Source organism: Tabrizicola sp. BL-A-41-H6 (genome assembly GCF_050632395.1).
GTDB lineage: Bacteria > Pseudomonadota > Alphaproteobacteria > Rhodobacterales > Rhodobacteraceae > JAUYQR01.
On record NZ_CP192600.1, the window covers coordinates 271,105 to 288,959 of the forward strand.

General features: G+C 61.1%; 21 protein-coding genes. 3 read left to right on the forward strand and 18 right to left on the reverse strand.

The window, feature by feature from the left end:
- Positions 1–18: 18 nt before the first annotated feature.
- Positions 19–735, reverse strand: coding sequence for an HAD family hydrolase (locus ACROUL_RS01270; protein ID WP_431297750.1), 717 nt, complete (start codon positions 733–735; stop codon positions 19–21).
- A complete protein-coding gene (locus tag ACROUL_RS01275; protein WP_431297751.1) occupies positions 732–1,631 on the reverse strand; it encodes a D-amino acid aminotransferase in 900 nt (299 codons plus the stop codon). The genes ACROUL_RS01270 and ACROUL_RS01275 overlap by 4 nt, the downstream gene beginning before the upstream one ends.
- A 143-nt stretch (positions 1,632–1,774) precedes the next feature.
- Here ACROUL_RS01275 and msrA point away from each other — a divergent pair, with 143 nt between their 5' ends.
- A complete protein-coding gene (msrA, locus tag ACROUL_RS01280) occupies positions 1,775–2,383 on the forward strand; it encodes a peptide-methionine (S)-S-oxide reductase MsrA (protein ID WP_431301219.1) in 609 nt (202 codons plus the stop codon).
- Positions 2,384–2,394: 11 nt separating this feature from the next.
- Here the strand turns inward: msrA and ACROUL_RS01285 are convergent, their stop codons facing one another.
- From ACROUL_RS01285 to ACROUL_RS01350, 14 genes are all read right to left on the reverse strand, one after another.
- Complete coding sequence (locus tag ACROUL_RS01285) at positions 2,395–2,616, reverse strand: hypothetical protein (RefSeq protein ID WP_431297752.1); 222 nt, start codon at positions 2,614–2,616, stop codon at positions 2,395–2,397.
- 94 nt (positions 2,617–2,710) lie between these two features.
- Complete coding sequence (locus ACROUL_RS01290) at positions 2,711–3,475, reverse strand: SDR family NAD(P)-dependent oxidoreductase (RefSeq protein WP_431297753.1); 765 nt, start codon at positions 3,473–3,475, stop codon at positions 2,711–2,713.
- Positions 3,472–4,596, reverse strand: coding sequence for a mandelate racemase/muconate lactonizing enzyme family protein (locus ACROUL_RS01295; RefSeq protein ID WP_431297754.1), 1,125 nt, complete (start codon positions 4,594–4,596; stop codon positions 3,472–3,474). Before ACROUL_RS01295 ends, ACROUL_RS01290 begins: the two co-directional genes overlap by 4 nt.
- A 1-nt stretch (position 4,597) precedes the next feature.
- Positions 4,598–5,434 carry a fumarylacetoacetate hydrolase family protein gene (locus tag ACROUL_RS01300; protein WP_431297755.1) on the reverse strand — a complete coding sequence of 279 codons (837 nt, stop codon included), beginning with the start codon at positions 5,432–5,434 and terminating at the stop codon, positions 4,598–4,600.
- Positions 5,435–5,449: 15 nt separating this feature from the next.
- Positions 5,450–6,406: a C-terminal binding protein gene (locus ACROUL_RS01305; protein WP_431297756.1), complete on the reverse strand. Its 957-nt coding sequence runs from the start codon at positions 6,404–6,406 to the stop codon at positions 5,450–5,452.
- Complete coding sequence (locus tag ACROUL_RS01310; protein ID WP_431297757.1) at positions 6,403–7,146, reverse strand: SDR family NAD(P)-dependent oxidoreductase; 744 nt, start codon at positions 7,144–7,146, stop codon at positions 6,403–6,405. Before ACROUL_RS01310 ends, ACROUL_RS01305 begins: the two co-directional genes overlap by 4 nt.
- On the reverse strand, positions 7,143–7,457 hold the full coding sequence (locus ACROUL_RS01315) for an L-rhamnose mutarotase (RefSeq protein WP_431297758.1): 315 nt from the start codon (positions 7,455–7,457) through the stop codon (positions 7,143–7,145). Before ACROUL_RS01315 ends, ACROUL_RS01310 begins: the two co-directional genes overlap by 4 nt.
- Entirely contained in the window at positions 7,458–8,219 is a 762-nt protein-coding gene (locus ACROUL_RS01320) for an acetoacetate decarboxylase (protein ID WP_431297759.1), read from the reverse strand. It lies immediately after the preceding gene.
- Positions 8,219–9,262, reverse strand: a complete 1,044-nt coding sequence (locus tag ACROUL_RS01325; RefSeq protein WP_431297760.1) for a Gfo/Idh/MocA family protein — start codon at positions 9,260–9,262, stop codon at positions 8,219–8,221. Before ACROUL_RS01325 ends, ACROUL_RS01320 begins: the two co-directional genes overlap by 1 nt.
- Entirely contained in the window at positions 9,255–9,983 is a 729-nt protein-coding gene (locus tag ACROUL_RS01330) for a FadR/GntR family transcriptional regulator (protein ID WP_431297761.1), read from the reverse strand. The genes ACROUL_RS01325 and ACROUL_RS01330 overlap by 8 nt, the downstream gene beginning before the upstream one ends.
- Positions 9,980–10,945: an ABC transporter permease gene (locus tag ACROUL_RS01335; RefSeq protein ID WP_431297762.1), complete on the reverse strand. Its 966-nt coding sequence runs from the start codon at positions 10,943–10,945 to the stop codon at positions 9,980–9,982. Before ACROUL_RS01335 ends, ACROUL_RS01330 begins: the two co-directional genes overlap by 4 nt.
- Entirely contained in the window at positions 10,942–11,937 is a 996-nt protein-coding gene (locus tag ACROUL_RS01340) for an ABC transporter permease (RefSeq protein WP_431297763.1), read from the reverse strand. Before ACROUL_RS01340 ends, ACROUL_RS01335 begins: the two co-directional genes overlap by 4 nt.
- Positions 11,937–13,430: a sugar ABC transporter ATP-binding protein gene (locus tag ACROUL_RS01345; RefSeq protein ID WP_431297764.1), complete on the reverse strand. Its 1,494-nt coding sequence runs from the start codon at positions 13,428–13,430 to the stop codon at positions 11,937–11,939. Before ACROUL_RS01345 ends, ACROUL_RS01340 begins: the two co-directional genes overlap by 1 nt.
- A gap of 74 nt (positions 13,431–13,504) precedes the next feature.
- Positions 13,505–14,542, reverse strand: a complete 1,038-nt coding sequence (locus ACROUL_RS01350) for a rhamnose ABC transporter substrate-binding protein (RefSeq protein WP_431297765.1) — start codon at positions 14,540–14,542, stop codon at positions 13,505–13,507.
- A gap of 214 nt (positions 14,543–14,756) precedes the next feature.
- Here ACROUL_RS01350 and ACROUL_RS01355 point away from each other — a divergent pair, with 214 nt between their 5' ends.
- Both ACROUL_RS01355 and ACROUL_RS01360 read left to right on the forward strand, forming a co-directional pair.
- A complete protein-coding gene (locus tag ACROUL_RS01355) occupies positions 14,757–15,554 on the forward strand; it encodes a sugar phosphate isomerase/epimerase family protein (RefSeq protein ID WP_431297766.1) in 798 nt (265 codons plus the stop codon).
- Positions 15,555–15,629: 75 nt separating this feature from the next.
- Positions 15,630–16,745 carry an alpha/beta hydrolase gene (locus ACROUL_RS01360; protein WP_431297767.1) on the forward strand — a complete coding sequence of 372 codons (1,116 nt, stop codon included), beginning with the start codon at positions 15,630–15,632 and terminating at the stop codon, positions 16,743–16,745.
- A gap of 37 nt (positions 16,746–16,782) precedes the next feature.
- On the opposite strand, the gene ACROUL_RS01365 is transcribed toward ACROUL_RS01360, so the two are convergent.
- Both ACROUL_RS01365 and ACROUL_RS01370 read right to left on the reverse strand, forming a co-directional pair.
- Positions 16,783–17,175, reverse strand: a complete 393-nt coding sequence (locus ACROUL_RS01365; RefSeq protein ID WP_431297768.1) for a bactofilin family protein — start codon at positions 17,173–17,175, stop codon at positions 16,783–16,785.
- Between the two features lie 95 nt (positions 17,176–17,270).
- Positions 17,271–17,852, reverse strand: coding sequence for a Smr/MutS family protein (locus ACROUL_RS01370; RefSeq protein ID WP_431297769.1), 582 nt, complete (start codon positions 17,850–17,852; stop codon positions 17,271–17,273).
- Between the last annotated feature and the right edge of the window lie 3 nt (positions 17,853–17,855).

The following is a 17,855-nucleotide window of genomic DNA, read 5'->3' on the forward strand; positions in this document are numbered from 1 at the left end:
CACCGCTTGCGAAAGCGTTCACAGCTTGAAGGCAAGCAGATGTTCGTAAGACTCCATCGCCTGCTGCACCAACCGGTCGTTGGCAACAGTTAGGTCGGGTAGCGAACCTTCGGGATCTTCGAACCCGGTCGAGCCATGCACCGCGTTGTACCAGTGCGGCGCCCAAACCCCGTCGTAGGGCTTTGGACCTTTCGTCCAAGAGATCATTCCCGGAACAAAACCTATCCCCAAGGCAAAACACAACCTCTCCAGCGCTACTCTCGGATTCGCACGGATATCCTCGGCCGAGATCACCAGCGGCGCGCGCCCGAGATCATCTGCAACCTGATCGAAAAGCTCGGCCTGCTGCAAAAACCCGATGTCCGCCAAAGTCGGCGACTCGCGCTTTCTGGCATAGCTGGCTATGACCCGCGCCGGATGGCGGATCAGGAAAACATTCGTCAGCTGACGCATGAACCCGCGGTCAAACTCCGGGATCATGTGCATGGTCATGTGCTTTTGATACCAAAGCGGCTTTCCGGCAGGGTTCGGCCCGATGCAATGCCGGGCAACAACCGTCGGGTCAATCGGCTGCGCTGCCATAACCTCTTCCCGCATCGGGTGGTCGATGCCGGTGGCAGCAAGGTAGGCGGCGTAGAAGGGCTCGTCGCTGACCGCGCAATCCCCGCGCGAGGCAAAGGCGTACATCATCGCGGTGGACAGGTTGCGCGGCCCGGACCACATCGCGATCTTCATGCACCCACCATTGCCTTGTATAGCCCGCGCAGGCGTTCAGTGGTAGGGCCGATCTCGCCGCTCCCGATGATCCGGCCATCAATCGAACCCACCGGGGTCTGGGCGCCGAAGGTGCCTGTCAGAAACGCTTCGTCCGCCGAATAGGTGTCGACCAGCGAAAAGTTCCGCTCATAAACCGGTATGCCGTTGGCGCGGCACAGGTCGATCACCTTCTGCCGGGTGATGCCATTCATGCAGTAATCGCCAGTGCTGGTCCAAACTTCGCCTTTGCGCACGATGAAGAAGTTGCAGGCGTTGGTCGTGTTCACAAATCCATGCACATCCAGCATCAGAGCCTCGTCCGCACCGGCCTTTTCGGCGGCAATGCAAGCCAGAATGCAGTTCAGCTTTGAGTGGGAGTTCAGCTTGGGGTCCTGCGTCATCGGCAGCCCGCGCATGTGCGGAACGGTGGCAAGGCGGATCGGACGGGGCAATTTCTGGCGTGAATGTTCCATGATGATGACCATCGTCGGTCCACGCTGGCTCAGCTTCGGGTGTTGGAACGGCCTGGTCTTGACGCCGCGCGTCACCATCAGGCGGGCGTGGGCATCGGTGGTCATGGCGTTCGCGCGCTGCGTTTCCAGCACTGCGGCGATCACCTCGTCCTTGCTGCGTGCGATGTCGAGGTCGATCGCCTTGGCGGCCTCGAACAGGCGGTCGATATGTTCGTCAAGGAACGACCAGCGGTTGTTGTAAAGGCGAATGCCTTCCCACACGCCATCGCCCAGCATGAACCCGGAATCGTAAACCGATACCATCGCCTCGGCCTTTGGCACGACCCGGCCATTCACCCAGATCTGGATCGCCTCGTTGCGCGCATCTTCCTCGGCCTGATGCGTTGAAACATTGTCGGTCATAAGCGCCCCCGTTTGCGCGACGGTAAGGCGGGATGCTGCGAAGGTGAAGAGGCAGGATCACCCTTTGGTGAGGTCACGCCTCGGTGAGTGGACGCGATGCGTTGCGGTCGCTCAGTGTAGTTCAGCAGAATAGGGAACACAGCATGTGGAAGTTGGCAGTCGTGCTACTTTGGGCAATGACCGGTATCGCATCGGCCCAGACCGAAAAGGCCATCGTCGCAGGGGGTTGCTTCTGGTGCGTTGAATCTGATTTCGAAGCGGTTCGCGGGGTGAAAGGCGTTGTTTCCGGTTACACCGGCGGTTCGCTGCAAAATCCTACGTATGAAAACCACGAAGGGCATTACGAGGCCGTCGAAGTCACCTTCGATTCATCGGTCATTTCCTATGCCGATCTCATCTCGAAGTTCCTGCGCTCTGTTGACGTTGTCGATGCCGGCGGTCAGTTCTGCGACCGGGGCCCAGCCTACCGGACTGCCATCTTCGTCGCAAACGACGCCCAGAAATCCGCAGCCGTAAATGCAATCGCCGACGCTGAAGCCACCCTTGGACAGAAGGTCGTCACTCCAGTCAAGGCGGCCGGGAAATTCTGGGTCGCCGAGGCCTATCATCAGGATTACTACAAGGGCAGCAACTACGTGCTGACGCGCGCCGGACCGAAAAAGCAGTCCAACGCGTACAAGTTCTACCGCAAGGCTTGTGGCCGTGATGCACGGTTGGGCGATCTGTGGGGCCCCGAAGCGTTCAAGCCCTAGCGATCTCGCTTTCAGTAATTCCCCGGCGGATCGCTTGCCGGAAACGAGGCGTCGCTCTGTTCATCGACGATGTCCCAGTCTTCCGGCTGATCGCGCATCATTTCAGGACCAGCCGGTCGAACATGCCGGAACGGCGTGTTGTCAGTGGAGCGTTTGCGCCCCAGCATCGTCAACGCGGCCAGTGAAGCGATGGTGATGCCGACAATCATCGCGGTGCGTGCCTTAGGTGTCATGGTTTTCATCCGATCCTGTCTGCCTGAACAAAAAACACACTGCGGCGCTTGAAGTTCCGCTTTAGGTTCTGGCGGCGATTGATCGCCGGATGCGTCAGTACATCAGGAACCCACCCGAGACGTTGATCATCGCCCCGGTCATGTAGCGCGCCATATCCGAGGCAAGGAAAACTGTCGCGCCGACGTGATCATCAGGCAGGCCAAGGCGCTTCATCGGGATCTGCTGGATCATGACCTCGCGATCGGATTCGGTCTGCCCGGGCGTGTGCATCATGGGAGTATCGACAAGGCCGGGGGCGATGCTGTTGACGCGGATATTCAGCGGCGCCCAGCTTCGGGCCATGCCACGCGTCATGGTGGTGATCGCGCCCTTGGTCGCGTTGTAGACGACCGATCCGCCGAAACCGCCCGAAAGCGCGCCTTGGCTGGAATAGTTGATCACGCTGCCGGGGGTTCCTGTGTCTGCCAAGCGGCGAGCGAACGCCTGCGTCAGAAAGAACAGCGCCTTGAGGTTGATATCATGCTGTGCGTCCCAGTCAGCTTCCGTGACGGCGAAAAGGTCAGCCGTGCGCACGATGATGCCGGCCACGTTGACCAGTGTGGTGGCCAGGCCGAGGTCGGCCTCGATTCTGCTGACAAGGTCAGGCAGCTGGGCGATCTGGCGCAGGTCGGCGCCGTAGCCCTTGTGTTCTGCGCCAAGGCTGCGGGCTGTGGCGTCGCAAGTGGCTTGGTCAAGGTCGACCAGCGCGACCTTGGCACGAACCTCGGCAAAGCCTTCTGCTACGGCGCGGCCAATGGCGCCTGTCGCGCCCGTGACGATGACTGTTTTGCCAAAAAGGCCCCAATCGAGGTGGGTCATCGGTCAAGCCTTGCCGACCGCACCAGATCTTCGTTGATCTGGATGCCCAAGCCGGGTCCTTCTGGCAGGTTGATCCAGCCATCAGTGTGCCAGACGGGTTTATCCACCAGATCAGCCTGCGCCGGACCGTAGACGGGTTGCAGTTCCAGTTCCTTGCACGCTGGGCAGGCGAAGCTGAGCGCCTGGCTGGCGGCAGAGACAATGGCGGTGGAAAAGTTGTGGGCGTTGGCCTGCCTGCGATGTGCGTGGCAGACTTCGGCAGCCTTCAGAAATCCGGTGATGCCTTCGATGCGGCCGGGGTCGAGGCCGATGACATCGACGGTGCCAGAGGTCACGATCTGCTCCACCCCCCTGTGGTTCCACTCCTTCTCGCCATAGGCGATCTTCAGCGAAGTCGCGGCGCGCAGGGCATTGTAGCCTTCGGGGTCATGGTCGCCCAGCGGTTCTTCCAGCCAGTGGACGCGGTAGTCCTCGAAGGCCTGGGCGCGCTGGATTGCGGTGGGCACGTCCCAGAAATTCTTGATGCCAAGGTCGATCATCAGGCGCTTGTCGCCGATTGCCCCGCGGACGGTCTTCACAAATTCCACATCGCGGTCGTGGTCAAACCCCAGATGAGCGTCCCCGCGTTTGCCGAAGCCAACCTTCACGCCCTGCATCCCGCCAGACAGATAGCTCTGAATGTCGTCGGCCATTGCAGGAATCGAGGCCTTGGTGCCGTGGATCGAGGCGATGGCAGGCATTCTGGCGTTGGCCGGGCCGCCGAGCAGGTCGAGAAGGGAGCAGTTCAACACCTTTCCCTTCAAGTCCCAAAGCGCGATGTCGATGCCGGAAACGGCGAGCGAGGCAATGCCGGCGCCGTTGCCGTACCACCAGCTGTGTTCCTTCATCGCCAGCCAGATGGTGTGGATGTGCAGCTCGTCCTTGCCGACGACCAGTTCCGCCAACCCGTCGACCAGCGCCTTGGCGGCCCGAGACGCTTCGGGGAAGTAGGTGCAGCATTCGCCCCAGCCTACCGCCCCGTCCTCGGTGGTAATCTTCACAAGGCAGACCGACCGCAGTCGCGAATGGTCATTCGGTTCAGGGTAGGCGACCGGAATGGCTTCGACACTGCGGATGGTCATGTCAGTCCTGCTCGCAGGTCTGGCGCTGCTGGCCGAGGCCCTCGATGCCAAGCTCGACCACGTCGCCAGCCTTTAGGTAGCGCGGCGGCTTCATGCCAAGCCCGACGCCGGGCGGCGTTCCGGTAGAGATAATGTCGCCGGGGTGCAGGGTGAAGAACTGCGACAGATAGCTGACAAGGTGCGCCACGCCGTAGACCATGGTCTTGGTCGAGCCGTTCTGCACCTTTTCGCCATTCACCGTCAGCCACATGCCAAGGTTCTGCGGATCAGCCACTTCGTCCGGCGTCACGAGCCAGGGGCCAGTCTGGCCAAAGTTGTCGCAGGATTTTCCCTTGGTCCACTGGCCGGAGCGTTCCGTCTGAAACGCGCGCTCGGAAACGTCGTTGATCACACAATACCCGGCGACATGGTTCAGCGCCTCGGCTTCCGAGACGTATTTCGCGGGCTTGCCGATGACGACGCCAAGTTCAACCTCCCAATCTGTCTTTTCGGACGTGCGGGGAATCAGGATCGGGTCGTTCGGACCACAGATCGCAGAGGTGGCCTTCATGAAGATGATCGGCTCCGGCGGGACCGTGGCGCCAGTTTCAGCGGCGTGGTCGGAGTAGTTGAGGCCGATGCAGATGAACTTCCCCGTGCCGCCGACGCAGGCGCCAAGGCGGGGGTTGCCCTGGACGACTGGAAGCGAGTTGACGTCGGTCTTTGCCAAATCGGACAGGCGCGTCAGCACATCACCAGCAATGTCGCCCACGACACCGGAGAGATCGCGGATCTGGCCCGCGGCGTCCATGATCCCGGGTTTTTCCTGGCCGCGCGGGCCGTAGCGGAGGAGCTTCATCTTCTTTCCTTCATGTCAGGCGGTGGAACCGGGAACAGCTTTACGAACGCCCTGCCCGGTCAGCGCACGGGTGATTTCATCGGCGACAAGGCTTTGTAACCGTTCCACCGCAACATCGGAATACCACGCGGCATGGGGACCGAGCAGAAGGTTTGGCGCGGCGCGAAGCGGATTGTCGGCGGGCAGGGGTTCGGTTTGGAACACATCCAGCGCCGCGCCCCCGATGATTCCATCTGTCAGCGCGCGGGCCAACGCAGCCTCGTCGACCAGATCGCCACGGGCGGTGTTCACCAGAACGGCGCTGGGCTTCATCTTCCGAAGGTTCACGGCGTTGATTATTCCTGTGGTTGCCGGCGTTGCTGGGGCGTGAAGGGTCAGCGCATCCGACTGTGCCAACAGCGTGGACAGATCGGTCAGCGTCAGACGGCGAAAACTGCCGGTGAAGTAGGGATCATGCGCGAGAAACTGAAAGCCGAACGGCGCCAGACGGGTAGCGACCTCTTGCGCGATGCGGCCAAACCCAAGGAATCCGACTGTGGTTTCTGCGAAACTTTTCAGCGGCTTGGCAATGCCCACTGCGGCCCAGTCACCTTTGCGGACGGAGGCGTCCAGCGCGGGAAGCTTGCGCAATAGCGCAAGGATCGAAGCGGCGGTGTGGTCTGCAACCTCGGCGGTGCAGTAATCCGGCACATAGGCCGCCTTGATCCCGTAGTCGTTCAGCGCAGGCACGTCAAAGTTGTTATAGCCCACACCGTAGCGGATAGCGGTTCCGCCCGGCGCCATGCCCGCAATGGCGGGGCGGGTCAGGGGGGCGAATTGAACCACGGCCACGTCAGCTCCCTTGATCGCTGCGGCAACGTCATCGGCGGTCTTGCAGGCGTGGCGCTCAAAGATCGCCCCGGCGGCGCGGGCGGCTACTTCTTCCTTGGTCACGTCGGGGAACGTGGCATCAGTAACGACGACCCGCTTCATTCCAATGCCCTCAGACCGACAGACTTGCGCAGATCTGGGTTGCGTACATCGACTTCCTGTCCGGCCAGCGCATTGGCGGCGGGGGTGCAGAGCCACGCGATAGCCCTGGCGGGTTCCTCCGCAGGTGCCAGGTTTTCACGCGGAATCTTCGAGACCGGGTTGATTCCGGAGGCGCGGATCGACCCCTGCATGTCCGTATCCACCACACCCGGCGCAAACCCGAAGACGCGGATGCCGTGTACGGCATATTCCTCGTGGATCGCGCGGGTCAGCATCGCAAGGCCGGCCTTGCCGCAGCAATAGGCGCTCCACCCTTCCATCGGGCGATGGGCCGCACCGGAGGAAAGGTTGACGATGGTGCCACCACCCCCAGCCACCATGTAGCGCATCGCGGTCTGGGTGGCATGAAAGGCGGCGATCAGGTTGGTTTCGATGTTCGCGCCCCATTCCTCGGGCGAGATGTCCAGCATCTTGCCGATCGGTCCAATAACCCCGGCGTTGTTCACAAGAATGTCGAAGCCGTGGTCCAGCACGGTAGTCATGGCATCACGGTCAGTCATGTTGGCGTGGTGGCCAATTGCCTTGACCGGTCCAAGATCACGCTGTGCGGCTTCGATGTTGGCGGCTGTGCGGGCCGTGAAGTGGACGGTGGCGCCCAGCTCAGCCAGTGCCTTGACGGCCGCCAGCCCGATGCCGCGATTGCCGCCGGTGACGAGGGCGGTTTTGCCTGAAAGGGTCAATCGAGGCTCCATTGCTTGGGAAGGAGAAAAGGAAAGCCGGTGCGGCTGTCGATGTCGATCTGCATGATCGGCGCCATGCTTTCCGACCATTTCGCGTTGATCGGGTCTGTTTTCAGGTAGTCGATCGTGGCTTGCAGATCGTCCGTCTCGAAATAGCCGAACAGTGTCAGACCGTGGCGGAAGATATGGTAGCTGGTTATGCCAGACCGGCGCAGCGTCGCGTCCATTTCGGGCCAAAGATCATCGTGGCGCTGCTTGTATTCGTCTTCGCAACCGGGGCGGACTCCCAGAACCCATGCGTAGGATGCCATCTAAACCTCCGTGAGATAATCGTGCAGGACGACACCTGGCACGAGGGTGAATGTGGCACTCCAGTAAAACCCGTCCAGCATTTCAACGACTGGCAAGCGGTGCAGCGGTGCCTGCGCGTTGGGCCGAAGCTCCACCGTGCAGGGGCCACGCCAGCATTCCGTCACCTGCACTTCGGCCAGTTGGCGCGAGGTCAGCTGGCGAATCGCCGGGGTGCCGTCGATATGGTCGATAGCCTTCAGGTTCAGATTGGTGGCGAAGGGAAAGATTGCCGAAAGGTCGGCGATCTCGGCCTTTGTCTGCTTGTAAGGCATGGTCCCAGTCAGCACGTCAATTCCGTTTCTTTCAAGGCTGCCAACTATCAGATCGCCGCGAAATTCCAGCTTGGGATTGCCAAGTTTCTTCGGCTGGCCGTGCAGCTCGCGTCCGTGGGCCACGCCAATGTCCGACGACAGGAACAGCCACGGCGAATAGGCTCCTGTTGCCTTGCCGGGAAGCGTCGCCCCGACCATAACGTTGACCTCGTGATAGGGGCCGAGCCAATCGGTATCGTTCATCTTGTAGACGTGGATCATCACCCGATCCCCGGTCGAGGCGAGCGGCTCTGGCAGCAATGCGCGGATCGCCGCCGGATCGGTGCGATAAGTCAGCGTCAGGATTTCGGCGTTACGAAATGTGAAGGGAAATGGCGGCACCATCGGCGCGTCCAGCGGGGTGGAGAAGCCGGGCTTCAGGATATCGGCGCGGGTGGTCGGCCATTTCATCAGACTGCCTCCGGTCTGCCAGAAGCGAAAGATCGGTACATTGCGTCCAGCGTTTCGACGGCGCGCTGGCCGATCATGCCGGGGGCCTCGTTGCGGGCGGCCGTCCCAAGGCAGATCTGCGCCAAACGCTGGGTCGGCTCGATACACTCATAAGCACCCTGCCCCTTCGGGATATCCAGAACAGTGTCGCGGCCATCCTTTCGCCGCACCTCCATCCGCTCGCGCTCCACGTCGATCAACAGCATCCCTTCAGATCCAAAGATGCGAATGTCGACCTGATAACCGCAGTGCTTCGGCACGGTCGATGAACCCGAGACAACCGCCGTTGCGCCGGAAGCCAAGCGCAAAGTCGCCGCGTCATACCAATCGACACCTGCTGGCGACCGGCCGGCAATCGCATAGACCTCGGCTGGGGCATCATCGACCAGCGCATACATCAGGCCCAGCGCATGACTAAGCTGCCCCCAGCCATAACCGCCCGCGTTCGCTGGATCGGCCCACGTGTCCTTGCGCGGCTGGAACATGTGGTCGCGCGTCTCAACCAGCCCCTGGCCGCCGAACAGGTCTTCGGTCGGGCTGGCCATCTGGCATACAACATGCCTAACGGTGCCAATCTCTCCGGCGCGCATCAGATCGGCTGCTTGCCGGGTAAAGTCCTTGAAGTTCCAGCCGTAGGGAATCACGACCTGAAGCCCGTTTTCTGCAGCCTTCGAGACTATTTCCCGTGCCTGCACCGCGCTGGTCGCCATCGGCTTGTCGATCAGAACATGCGCGCCCGCATCAAGCGCAGCCATGGCCTGCTCGTGGTGAACCGTGTGGGGCGACACGATCACCACACCGTCAGGCTTTTCCACCGCCAGAAGCTCACGGTAGTCAGTGTAACCCTGGGCGATGCCGAACTTGTCCGTGATTTCCTTCAACGCAACGGGATCGCGGCGGTTGACGGCCACGAGGTCGACGGTCGGATCATCCAGCAGCGAAGGGATGTAGACGTGCGCACCCCACCAGCCTGCGCCAAGAACAGCTATTCTTGCCTTACGCACCTGTCACCTCCCGTAGCGCGTTGCGAACGTTGATCATGTGCTGGCGCATCGCGCGCTGCGCACCAACCGGATCATGGGCCTGCAAGGCTGACAGGATGACCTGATGATCCTCGATCGACTGCTGGCGTATCGATTTTCGTTTCTGAAACGCTTGTCGTCCCTGATCGCCAAGTACCTGCAGCAGCTTACCGAACCGCGAAAGGAAATCGTTGCCCGAGGCTTCAAGAATGGTCTTGTGGAACTCCACGTCGGTGTCGTGAAACACGTCTGCGTCTTCCGGGTCGGCCACTTGGGCGGCAACCAGCGTGGCCAGCCGTTCCAGCGCGGCATCGGTCAGCCGTTCCGCCGCCAGACCGGCGAGCATCGGTTCGAAGTAGATCCGTGCATCGAACAGTTCAGCCATGTTCTGCGCGTTCAAAGAGACAAAGAAGTCCATCGGCGACAGCAGTTCTTCGGCATTCAGCGCTGTGACATAAACCCCGCCCCCATGCCGGATCTCAAGAACGCCAAGGATGGAAAGCGCCCGAAGCGCCTCGCGGACGGTGGGGCGGCTGACATCAAGCTGTTCGGCAAGGTCGCGCTCGGAAGGCAGTTTGTCCCCTGCCGCAAGATGCCCTGCCTTCACCAGATCGAGGATGCGCTGAACCACCATCTCCGAAACCGACTTCTTGCTGATCGGGTCGGCAAGCGTTGCCACAAGGCGCAGTTTCGGTTGCTTCATCGTGCCCTCGCCATCATTCGGCTTCCGGTCTCGCGGATGATCGGAACCATGACCGACAAGATCAGCAACACTCCCAGCACTCCCGTCTGGATGTGTCCGGTGATGTTCTGCAACGCCATGCCGTTTCGCATTGCCAGCACGATAAGAATCGCCAGGATTGTGCCGGACATCGTTCCTGCGCCACCAAAAATGCTGACCCCGCCAAGCAGCACCATCGTGATCACGTCAAGCTCGAACCCACTTGCGATGTCGCCCCGAACTGCACCCACCCTTGCGGCGAACAAAAGCCCGGCAAGCGCGGAAATGACACCCGAGGCGATGAATATCTTGGCCTTCACCACCTTCACGTCCAGCCCGGAATACTCGGCAACGGCCCGGTTGGCGCCAATGAAGTAGACCTTCCTGCCAAATGCCGTCCGTTGAAGCAACAGGTAGGCAATCAGCGCCAGAACGGCAAAAACCACCATGGCGAAGGGAACCGGACCGATGAACCCGCCCTGACCCAGGCGGTCGAACCAATCGGGGAAGTCGCTTATCCCCCGGTCCTCGACCAGCACGCGGGCAAACCCCCGAAAGGCGATCATCGTGGCCAGCGTGACGACGAGCGACGGAATGCCGAACCACACGATGAAGAATGCGTTGAACGCACCGCACAGAAACCCAATCGCCATTGCAATGGCGACAGCACCCGCGCTGGGAACCCCCGCCTGCACCAGCCAGCCAAAGGCGCATGCCGCCAGACCCATCACCGAAGCGACCGACAGGTCAATCTCGCCGTTGATGATCACGAAGGTCATCACCAGCGCCACAATGATCTTTTCGACCGATAGCTGGAACATGTTGATCTGGTTGCCAACGGTCAGAAACACCGCAGAATTCATGGCATTGACCAGATAGATCAGCACCAGAACTGCCAGCAGAAACCCCTCCCAACTGCCAAGCGTCGATCGCAACTGCCTCATTGCTGGCCTCCATCGGTCTTTCGTTTCAGCAAGCGCCGCATCAACATGGTATCGGCGGCGACAGCGGTCAGGATCAGCAGCCCAAGAACCGCCTCGCGCCAGAATTCACTGACCACTTCCCAGCGGACAAGCGAAGTGTCGATCACATCGATAAGCGCCGCGCCGATCAGAACGCCCAACACGTTCCCCGATCCGCCAAAGATGTTGACGCCCCCGACAACCACTGCTCCGACCGACTTCAACTCCAGCCCCAGCCCCGCGACGACGGTGATGTTTCCAAAGCGCGACAAGAACATGAACCCGGCAAGTCCCGCCAGCGCCCCTGAGATCACGAAGGCCAGAAAGATTGTCCGCCCCGCGTTGATGCCGGCAAAGGCCGCCGCATCCGGGTTGGACCCGATCGCAAAGAACTGCCGCCCCGCGCGGAACCTCGTCAGGAAGACATGCGCCACCAAGACGACCACGACCGATATCACCACGATCCACCGCATCTGCAACTCACCGATGCTGAAGGCGTTCTGCGTGGCAAAACTCGTCAGCCAGACCGGCAATCTCTCCGTGGTGATCGAAGATCCATCCGAGCTTTGAACAAGGACCGACCGAAAGATCGCCAACGTCGCCAACGTCACGATGATCGACGGCAACCGGAAGCGGGCTACAAGGAACCCGTTCAGCGCCCCGAACATCGCTCCGATCAGCATGGCCAGCAACGGAACCAGCAAGGGCGGCAAGTTCGGGTAGACCATAAGGATGCCGCCGGTGAAATAGGCGGTGCAACCCACCACTGATCCGATGGAAAGGTCGATGTTGCGCGTCAGCACAACGAAGGCCTGTCCAACCGCAATTAGCGCGATCACGGCAACCGACCCAGAAATGCGGTTGAACAGACGCGCGTTAAGGTAGCCGTCGATCTGGCTGGCAAAGAACAGCACTGTCGCGGCGAACACGCACAGAAGGACAATGATCCGAAGCGTGCTGAGCGGGATGCGCATCACGCCACCTCCGCCGCTACAGCAAGCCGCATCACGGCCTCATCTGTCGCCGAGTCGCCGGCGAACTCGCCCACGATCCGGCCTTCCCGCATCACTAGGATCCGGTCCGCCAAGGAAAGCACCTCGGGCAGGTCCGAAGAGATGATGATGATCGCCACGCCCTCGGCCGCCAGCGAGCGAAGAATCTGGTGAACCTCCGCCTTTGCTCCGACGTCGATTCCGCGTGTCGGTTCATCCACGATAAGCAGGCGCGGTTTGGTGTTCAGCCACTTTGCCAGCATGACCTTCTGCTGGTTGCCACCGGACAGCGTGCCGACCGGAACCGTCAGGTTCGCGGCCTTGATGTTCAACTGCTTGCGAAAGGCTGTTGCGTCGGCAAGTTCGCGCATCCGGTCCAGCCAGCCAAAGGCACCGGCATATTTACCCAGCATCGGCAGGGTGATGTTGGCTGTGATCCCTTCGGTCAGCGCCAGACCAAGCTTTCGACGGTCCTCCGACACATAGGCAATGCCCAGCGCCTGCGCCTGTTTCGGGCTGCTGATCGTCACCGACTGGCCGCCAAGTTCAACCCGACCGCCATCCGCAGGCTCCACTCCGAACAACGCAAGTCCCACGTCCGTTCGCCGCGCACCAACGAGGCCCGAGAAACACACGATCTCGCCGCGGTTTACGTGAAACGACACATCGCGGAATGCACCGCTTCGCCTCAGCTTCGATACGCTCAGCAGGCGCTCTCCGGTATCCTTCGAAGGCTCGCGCGCAAAGCGGCCCGCCATGTCGCGCCCGACCATTTCGGCGATCATCGAGGCTTGGGTAACCTCTTGCACCGGTCGCGTCGAAATGTGCTTTCCGTCGCGCATCACTGTAACGGTATCAGCCAGCGCGAATATCTCTTCCAGCCGGTGCGAGATGTATAGAACCGCGACACCCTGGTCTCGCAGGGCACGCGCGATGCCGAACAACCGCTTGACCTCATGGTCCGAAAGGGAGGCCGACGGTTCGTCCATGATCAAGACCCGGACGTTCAGCGAAATGGCGCGCGCAATTTCGACGGTCTGTTGTTCGGCCAGTGTCAGTTCCGCCGCTGCCCGGCGCGGGTCAAGCGTAACACCAAGACGGGCGATCATCTCCGCCGCCTCGTCGTTCATCGCGGTCCAGTTGATCAGCTTTGGCCGGTCCTGATGGCTAATGAAGATGTTCTCGGCCACCGACAGGTCAGGAAACACCATCGGCTCCTGATAGATCGCCGCGACGCCTGCGCGCTGCGCGTCTGCGGTGCCACGGAAGGTGACAGGGCTATCGTCGATCACGATCTCACCGCTGTCCGGCTGGTAGATGCCGGTCATCGTCTTGATAAGGGTGGATTTCCCGGCACCATTCTCGCCCACCAGTGCGTGGATCTTTCCCGGCTCAAGCGTCAGGGAAAACGCCGACAAGGCAGCGGTTCCGCCAAAGCTTTTGGAAATGTCGCGCATGACAAGGACGGGGGTCATTCGGGGAACCTTCAGGGTAAGAGTAGCCAGCCCCCCGGGAGCGGAAGGGACTGGCCGCCGTCGGTGTCGAGGCGTTACTTCGCTTCGGCTTCGACGTTGTCCTTGTTATAGACGGTGAACGGCCCCATCAGGATGCGCTTGGCACCTGCACGGCCCGGATCTTCCTCGATCGTGTAATCACCCATGCGCCCGGCGGTGAAGGTCTCGCCAACCTCGCCTTTGATCTTGCCGGTCGCCAGCATGTAGGACGTGTAGTAGGTCAGGTAGCCCAGATCGACAAAGCTCCACAGCGCGAATTCCGGCGCGCAGCCGTTCATCGTGTAGCTGACCATCTCGGCCGGCAGACCAAGACCCGAAACCTTGACCTTGTCGCATAGGCCCTCGTCCTGCATCGCCTTGGCCGAGGCCTGGATACCGACCGTGGTGGGCGACATGATCAGTTTCAGGTTCGGGTGGCTGTCGACCAGCGCCAGCGCGCGGTTGTAGCTGACTTCCGACTGGTCATCACCGTAAACGGTATCGACCAGCTTCATGTTGGCGTATTTCGGGTCCTTCAGCGCCTCTTCCATAGCTGCAATCCAGGCATTCTGGTTCGCGGCGTCCGGCGTTGCGGAAAGAACTGCGAATTCACCTTCGCCACCCATGATCGAATGGGCCATGTCGGCCATCACGACCCCGATCGAACCGAAATCGACCTGCGCGACAAAGACCGTTTCACCCTGCCCCGACGGGATCGGGCTGTCCCACGTCACGACCTTGGTTCCGGCGGCCTGTGCTGCTTCTGCGGCCGGACCGATCTGGTCGCCGGCATTGTTGGACAGCATCACCACATCCTGGCCCTGGCTTCCAGCAGTGGTCAGAATCTCGATCTGGCCTGCGACCGAATTTTCGGGCGTCGGGCCAGTGTACAGCAACGTCCCGGTGTTGCCGAGTTCGGCGTGGGCCTCTTCGGCGCCGCGGTTTGCCTGATCGAACGGCAGGATGCCCAGGAACTTTGGCAACAGGACCATGTCGGCCGCGCCGCCCTTATCGGCGGTGACCGCCTGTGCATTGACCGCTACGCCATAAAGGGCAGCGCAAAGGGCCAATGTGGAAACCGTAAGATGCTTCATGAATTGTCGTCCTCCCTTGTTTCGTATCTGGAGCCGGACAGGCTCCTCCGCCCCGGCTACAAAGATATTGGCCTGACCACTTTCACGGTTGCAACCAAATAATTCGCCGCAGTGCGGCAGAGCACTGGCAGAAACCGCGATAATACTTGAAAAATCGTCGTCTCATGTCAAAAGTTTTCAAACTGGTAAGGCCACTTATTGAAAGGCTCCACTCATGAAACTCTGCGTTACGTCATGGTCGTTTCCCGCCTGCAACCTCTTCGAGGCGTGGGGCGTAGCGCGGGCGCTGGGCTTCCGGGCGATGGATTTGGGGCTCTTGCATGGCGCCGCGCTGGATCGGACGCGAATCACCTCCGATCCGATCAGCGCATCTGCCTCCCTCTCCGACATCACCGCATCCAACCTTTACTGGCTGTTCGGACACGACATCGTCGAGAACGCAGTGTCAGACCCTAACGCCGCAGCCAGGAACGAAGCGGAGTTTGCCTCGGTCTGTGCGTTTGCAAAGGCTGCCGGCTGCCCCACCGTCTTTGTGCTGCCGGGTGTCAGCGGTGCAGGTGCCTTTGCCGCAACGGCCAAGGCGTTGCGCGGGCTGGTTCGAATAGCCGAGGCGCACGGGGTGCAACTGACCGTTGAGCCGCATATCGGCGGCCTGCTGGCCTCGCCCACTGCGACGCTCGATATGCTTCGCGAGGTGCCGGGGTTGAAGCTGGCACTCGACTACGCACATTTCGTCTGCATGGGCTTTCGCCAGTCCGAGATCGACGTCTTGGCCCCACATGCCGGCCATGTTCACATGCGGCAGGCACGGCCCGGCGCGCTGCAGGCGAAGTGGGGCGAAGGGGTTCTGGACGTCACCGCAATGGTGGGGCTTTTGCGCGATGTCGGCTATGATGGATATCTTGCGATCGAATATGTGCATCAGGGCTACATGAACACTCTTTTCGATGATGTGCTGACCGAAACGATCCGCATGCGCGACCATCTTCTGAACTGCGGGGTTGGTCATTAGGGATGATGGAACCGAAGGATAGGCGCTTGACGTTGTAGCGATGCAGGAAGAGGTTCATCTTTCAGCAAAAAAAGGATGACCGGCGTGACCTCAAGGGCAGCATTTTTCGGACTCGTGCTGCTGACGGCCTGTGCGCCAAGAGGTGATTTTACCCCCGCGCCAAACGATCGAAGCAACCTTACGGCGGAAACGATCTTTGTAGGCACTTCGCGTGTATCAGGCGACGGCGGCTTTACCCGGGACCGTTCGGATACCGCCAGTTTCGTTCGCTACGACATCGGCATCCCGCCCGAACGCGAACCGGGCGAGGTGAACTGGCCACCAAAGACACGCAAGCCCAATACGAAGCTCGACTTTCTTACCCTGAACGAAACCCGCTTTGCCAAGTCAGGCGATTTTCGCAAGGCCTTGCACGAAGCGATGGTTCTGCGCGGGCAGAAGAACGCGGTGATCTATGTGCATGGTTTCAACAACACGATGGCCGAGGGCGTCTACCGCGTCGCCCAGATGCACCACGACCTCAAGGTGCCTGGAGTGGCGATCCATTATGCTTGGCCATCGCGCGGCTCGGCGCTCGGCTACGTCTACGACCGCGATTCCGCTCTGTTCGGGCGCAGCGGGTTCGAGCAGTTGCTGAACGAGGTGGTCGCGTCGGGTGCGAAAGAAGTGATCATCGTCGCACACTCGATGGGCGGCGCACTGACGATGGAAACCCTGCGCCAGATGGCCTTGCGCGGCAACACGCGCAGCCTGTCGCGGATCAAGGGTGTGGTATTGATCTCGCCCGATCTCGACGTTGATGTGTTCCGCTCGCAGGCGAGGGAAATCGGTGTGCTGCCGCAACCTTTTGTCATCTTCGGCAGCAGCCGTGACCGCATCCTTGGCTTGTCTGCCACCCTGTCGGGCGCGCAGGAACGGCTTGGCAATCTGTCAGATCTTAAGAAGGTCGCCGATCTCGATGTGACGTATTACGATACGTCCGCCTTCAACGTCGGCGACGGCCACTTCAACGCCGGCACGTCACCCGCGCTGCTGGCCCTCCTCAGCGGCATTCTCGGAATCGACCTTGCGTTCCGCAATGATGCGAGGGAACGGGTCGGCCTGTTGCAGGGACTTGTCCTAACCGTGCGCAATGCAACCGAGATCGTGCTTGCGCCAGTCGAGGCAATTGGCGAGGCGCAGGGGCGCTAGACAGACACCTGCCCGAGCGTCGGGCAGGTGCGCGGCGTCAGGGTGCCGGCTGCACCGACGGCGCCAGCGGCGCAGTCTTGCGGCGCAGCAACCTTCCCTCAAAGCGCGCGCCGGATTCGATAGCGATCTTCGAATGGGTGATGTCGGCAGTCACCGAAGATTGCGGGGCAAGGTTAGCAGACTCAGCCTCGGCCTCCCCGGTCAAGGTTCCGGCTATTGTCAGGTCGATCGCGGTGACGGATCCTTCGACCTCACCATCCGCCACAATGACGATGTTCGGCGCCCGAACCGAACCTTGCACCTTGCCGTGAATATCAACCGGGCCAAGCGAGGTGATATCCCCCTCGATGACAAGGTCGTTCGACAGCACGCTACGCTGCGCGCCCTGGGCTGCGGGCTGCGGCCATTTCTGGTTTTCGTTGGGGGCCATGAGGCATTTCCTGCTTTCGGATCGGTAGCAAATGGAACAGATCGCCGGGACAAGGGCAACCGGGCTGACGCCTGCTCACGTGTGCTGTCAGCGGGTTACCGCCGCCGGAGGTAGACGTAGTACGCTCCCGACCCGCCATGTTTCAGGTGCGCTTCACTGATCTGAAGGACCGCCTGCCCCAGCGGAGGCTGCCGCAGCCATTGCGGCACCTGATGCCGCAGCGCGCCCATCCGCTGTGGAATCGGGCCCAGATCATCGCGCCGCTTGCCCTTTCCGGTAATGACCAGAACAAGGCGAAGGCCGGCGGACTGGACGTTCAGGATGAAGTGGATTAGTTCGGGATGCGCCTCGGCTAGGGTCATGCCGTGCAGATCGATCCTCGCCTCGGGCGCCAGCTTGCCTCGGGTCATCTTGCCGTGCATCTTGGCGTCCATTTGCAAAGGCGCCGCCGCAAGCAAGGACGGAAGGCTTGGTGCCAGGTCGTGCTGTTCGGCCCGTCGCGCCTTTTCTCCAAGGGTAAACGTGTTCAAGCGCGGCTTGGCTTGGGCCAAAGGTACGGCTGCCATAGCTGGTTCGGGCTTGTGAAAAATCGGATTCTCGTGCAGCGGCCGCGCGGTGCGTGCGACGCTGCGCCACAGTTCTTCTTCCTCGGGTCGCAGGGTGCGGCGGCGGGCCATCGC

Excerpts from the sequence above, each read along its gene's own strand:
- ACROUL_RS01270 (WP_431297750.1), bottom strand. The coding sequence starts at position 735 with ATGAAGATCGCGATGTGGTCCGGGCCGCGCAACCTGTCCACCGCGATG.
- ACROUL_RS01275 (WP_431297751.1), bottom strand. The coding sequence starts at position 1,631 with ATGACCGACAATGTTTCAACGCATCAGGCCGAGGAAGATGCGCGCAAC.
- msrA (WP_431301219.1), top strand. The coding sequence starts at position 1,775 with ATGTGGAAGTTGGCAGTCGTGCTACTTTGGGCAATGACCGGTATCGCA.
- ACROUL_RS01285 (WP_431297752.1), bottom strand. The coding sequence starts at position 2,616 with ATGACACCTAAGGCACGCACCGCGATGATTGTCGGCATCACCATCGCT.
- ACROUL_RS01290 (WP_431297753.1), bottom strand. The coding sequence starts at position 3,475 with ATGACCCACCTCGATTGGGGCCTTTTTGGCAAAACAGTCATCGTCACG.
- ACROUL_RS01295 (WP_431297754.1), bottom strand. The coding sequence starts at position 4,596 with ATGACCATCCGCAGTGTCGAAGCCATTCCGGTCGCCTACCCTGAACCG.
- ACROUL_RS01300 (WP_431297755.1), bottom strand. The coding sequence starts at position 5,434 with ATGAAGCTCCTCCGCTACGGCCCGCGCGGCCAGGAAAAACCCGGGATC.
- ACROUL_RS01305 (WP_431297756.1), bottom strand. The coding sequence starts at position 6,406 with ATGAAGCGGGTCGTCGTTACTGATGCCACGTTCCCCGACGTGACCAAG.
- ACROUL_RS01315 (WP_431297758.1), bottom strand. The coding sequence starts at position 7,457 with ATGGCATCCTACGCATGGGTTCTGGGAGTCCGCCCCGGTTGCGAAGAC.
- ACROUL_RS01320 (WP_431297759.1), bottom strand. The coding sequence starts at position 8,219 with ATGAAATGGCCGACCACCCGCGCCGATATCCTGAAGCCCGGCTTCTCC.
- ACROUL_RS01330 (WP_431297761.1), bottom strand. The coding sequence starts at position 9,983 with ATGAAGCAACCGAAACTGCGCCTTGTGGCAACGCTTGCCGACCCGATC.
- ACROUL_RS01335 (WP_431297762.1), bottom strand. The coding sequence starts at position 10,945 with ATGAGGCAGTTGCGATCGACGCTTGGCAGTTGGGAGGGGTTTCTGCTG.
- ACROUL_RS01340 (WP_431297763.1), bottom strand. The coding sequence starts at position 11,937 with ATGCGCATCCCGCTCAGCACGCTTCGGATCATTGTCCTTCTGTGCGTG.
- ACROUL_RS01345 (WP_431297764.1), bottom strand. The coding sequence starts at position 13,430 with ATGACCCCCGTCCTTGTCATGCGCGACATTTCCAAAAGCTTTGGCGGA.
- ACROUL_RS01350 (WP_431297765.1), bottom strand. The coding sequence starts at position 14,542 with ATGAAGCATCTTACGGTTTCCACATTGGCCCTTTGCGCTGCCCTTTAT.
- ACROUL_RS01355 (WP_431297766.1), top strand. The coding sequence starts at position 14,757 with ATGAAACTCTGCGTTACGTCATGGTCGTTTCCCGCCTGCAACCTCTTC.
- ACROUL_RS01360 (WP_431297767.1), top strand. The coding sequence starts at position 15,630 with ATGACCGGCGTGACCTCAAGGGCAGCATTTTTCGGACTCGTGCTGCTG.
- ACROUL_RS01365 (WP_431297768.1), bottom strand. The coding sequence starts at position 17,175 with ATGGCCCCCAACGAAAACCAGAAATGGCCGCAGCCCGCAGCCCAGGGC.
- ACROUL_RS01370 (WP_431297769.1), bottom strand. The coding sequence starts at position 17,852 with ATGGCCCGCCGCCGCACCCTGCGACCCGAGGAAGAAGAACTGTGGCGC.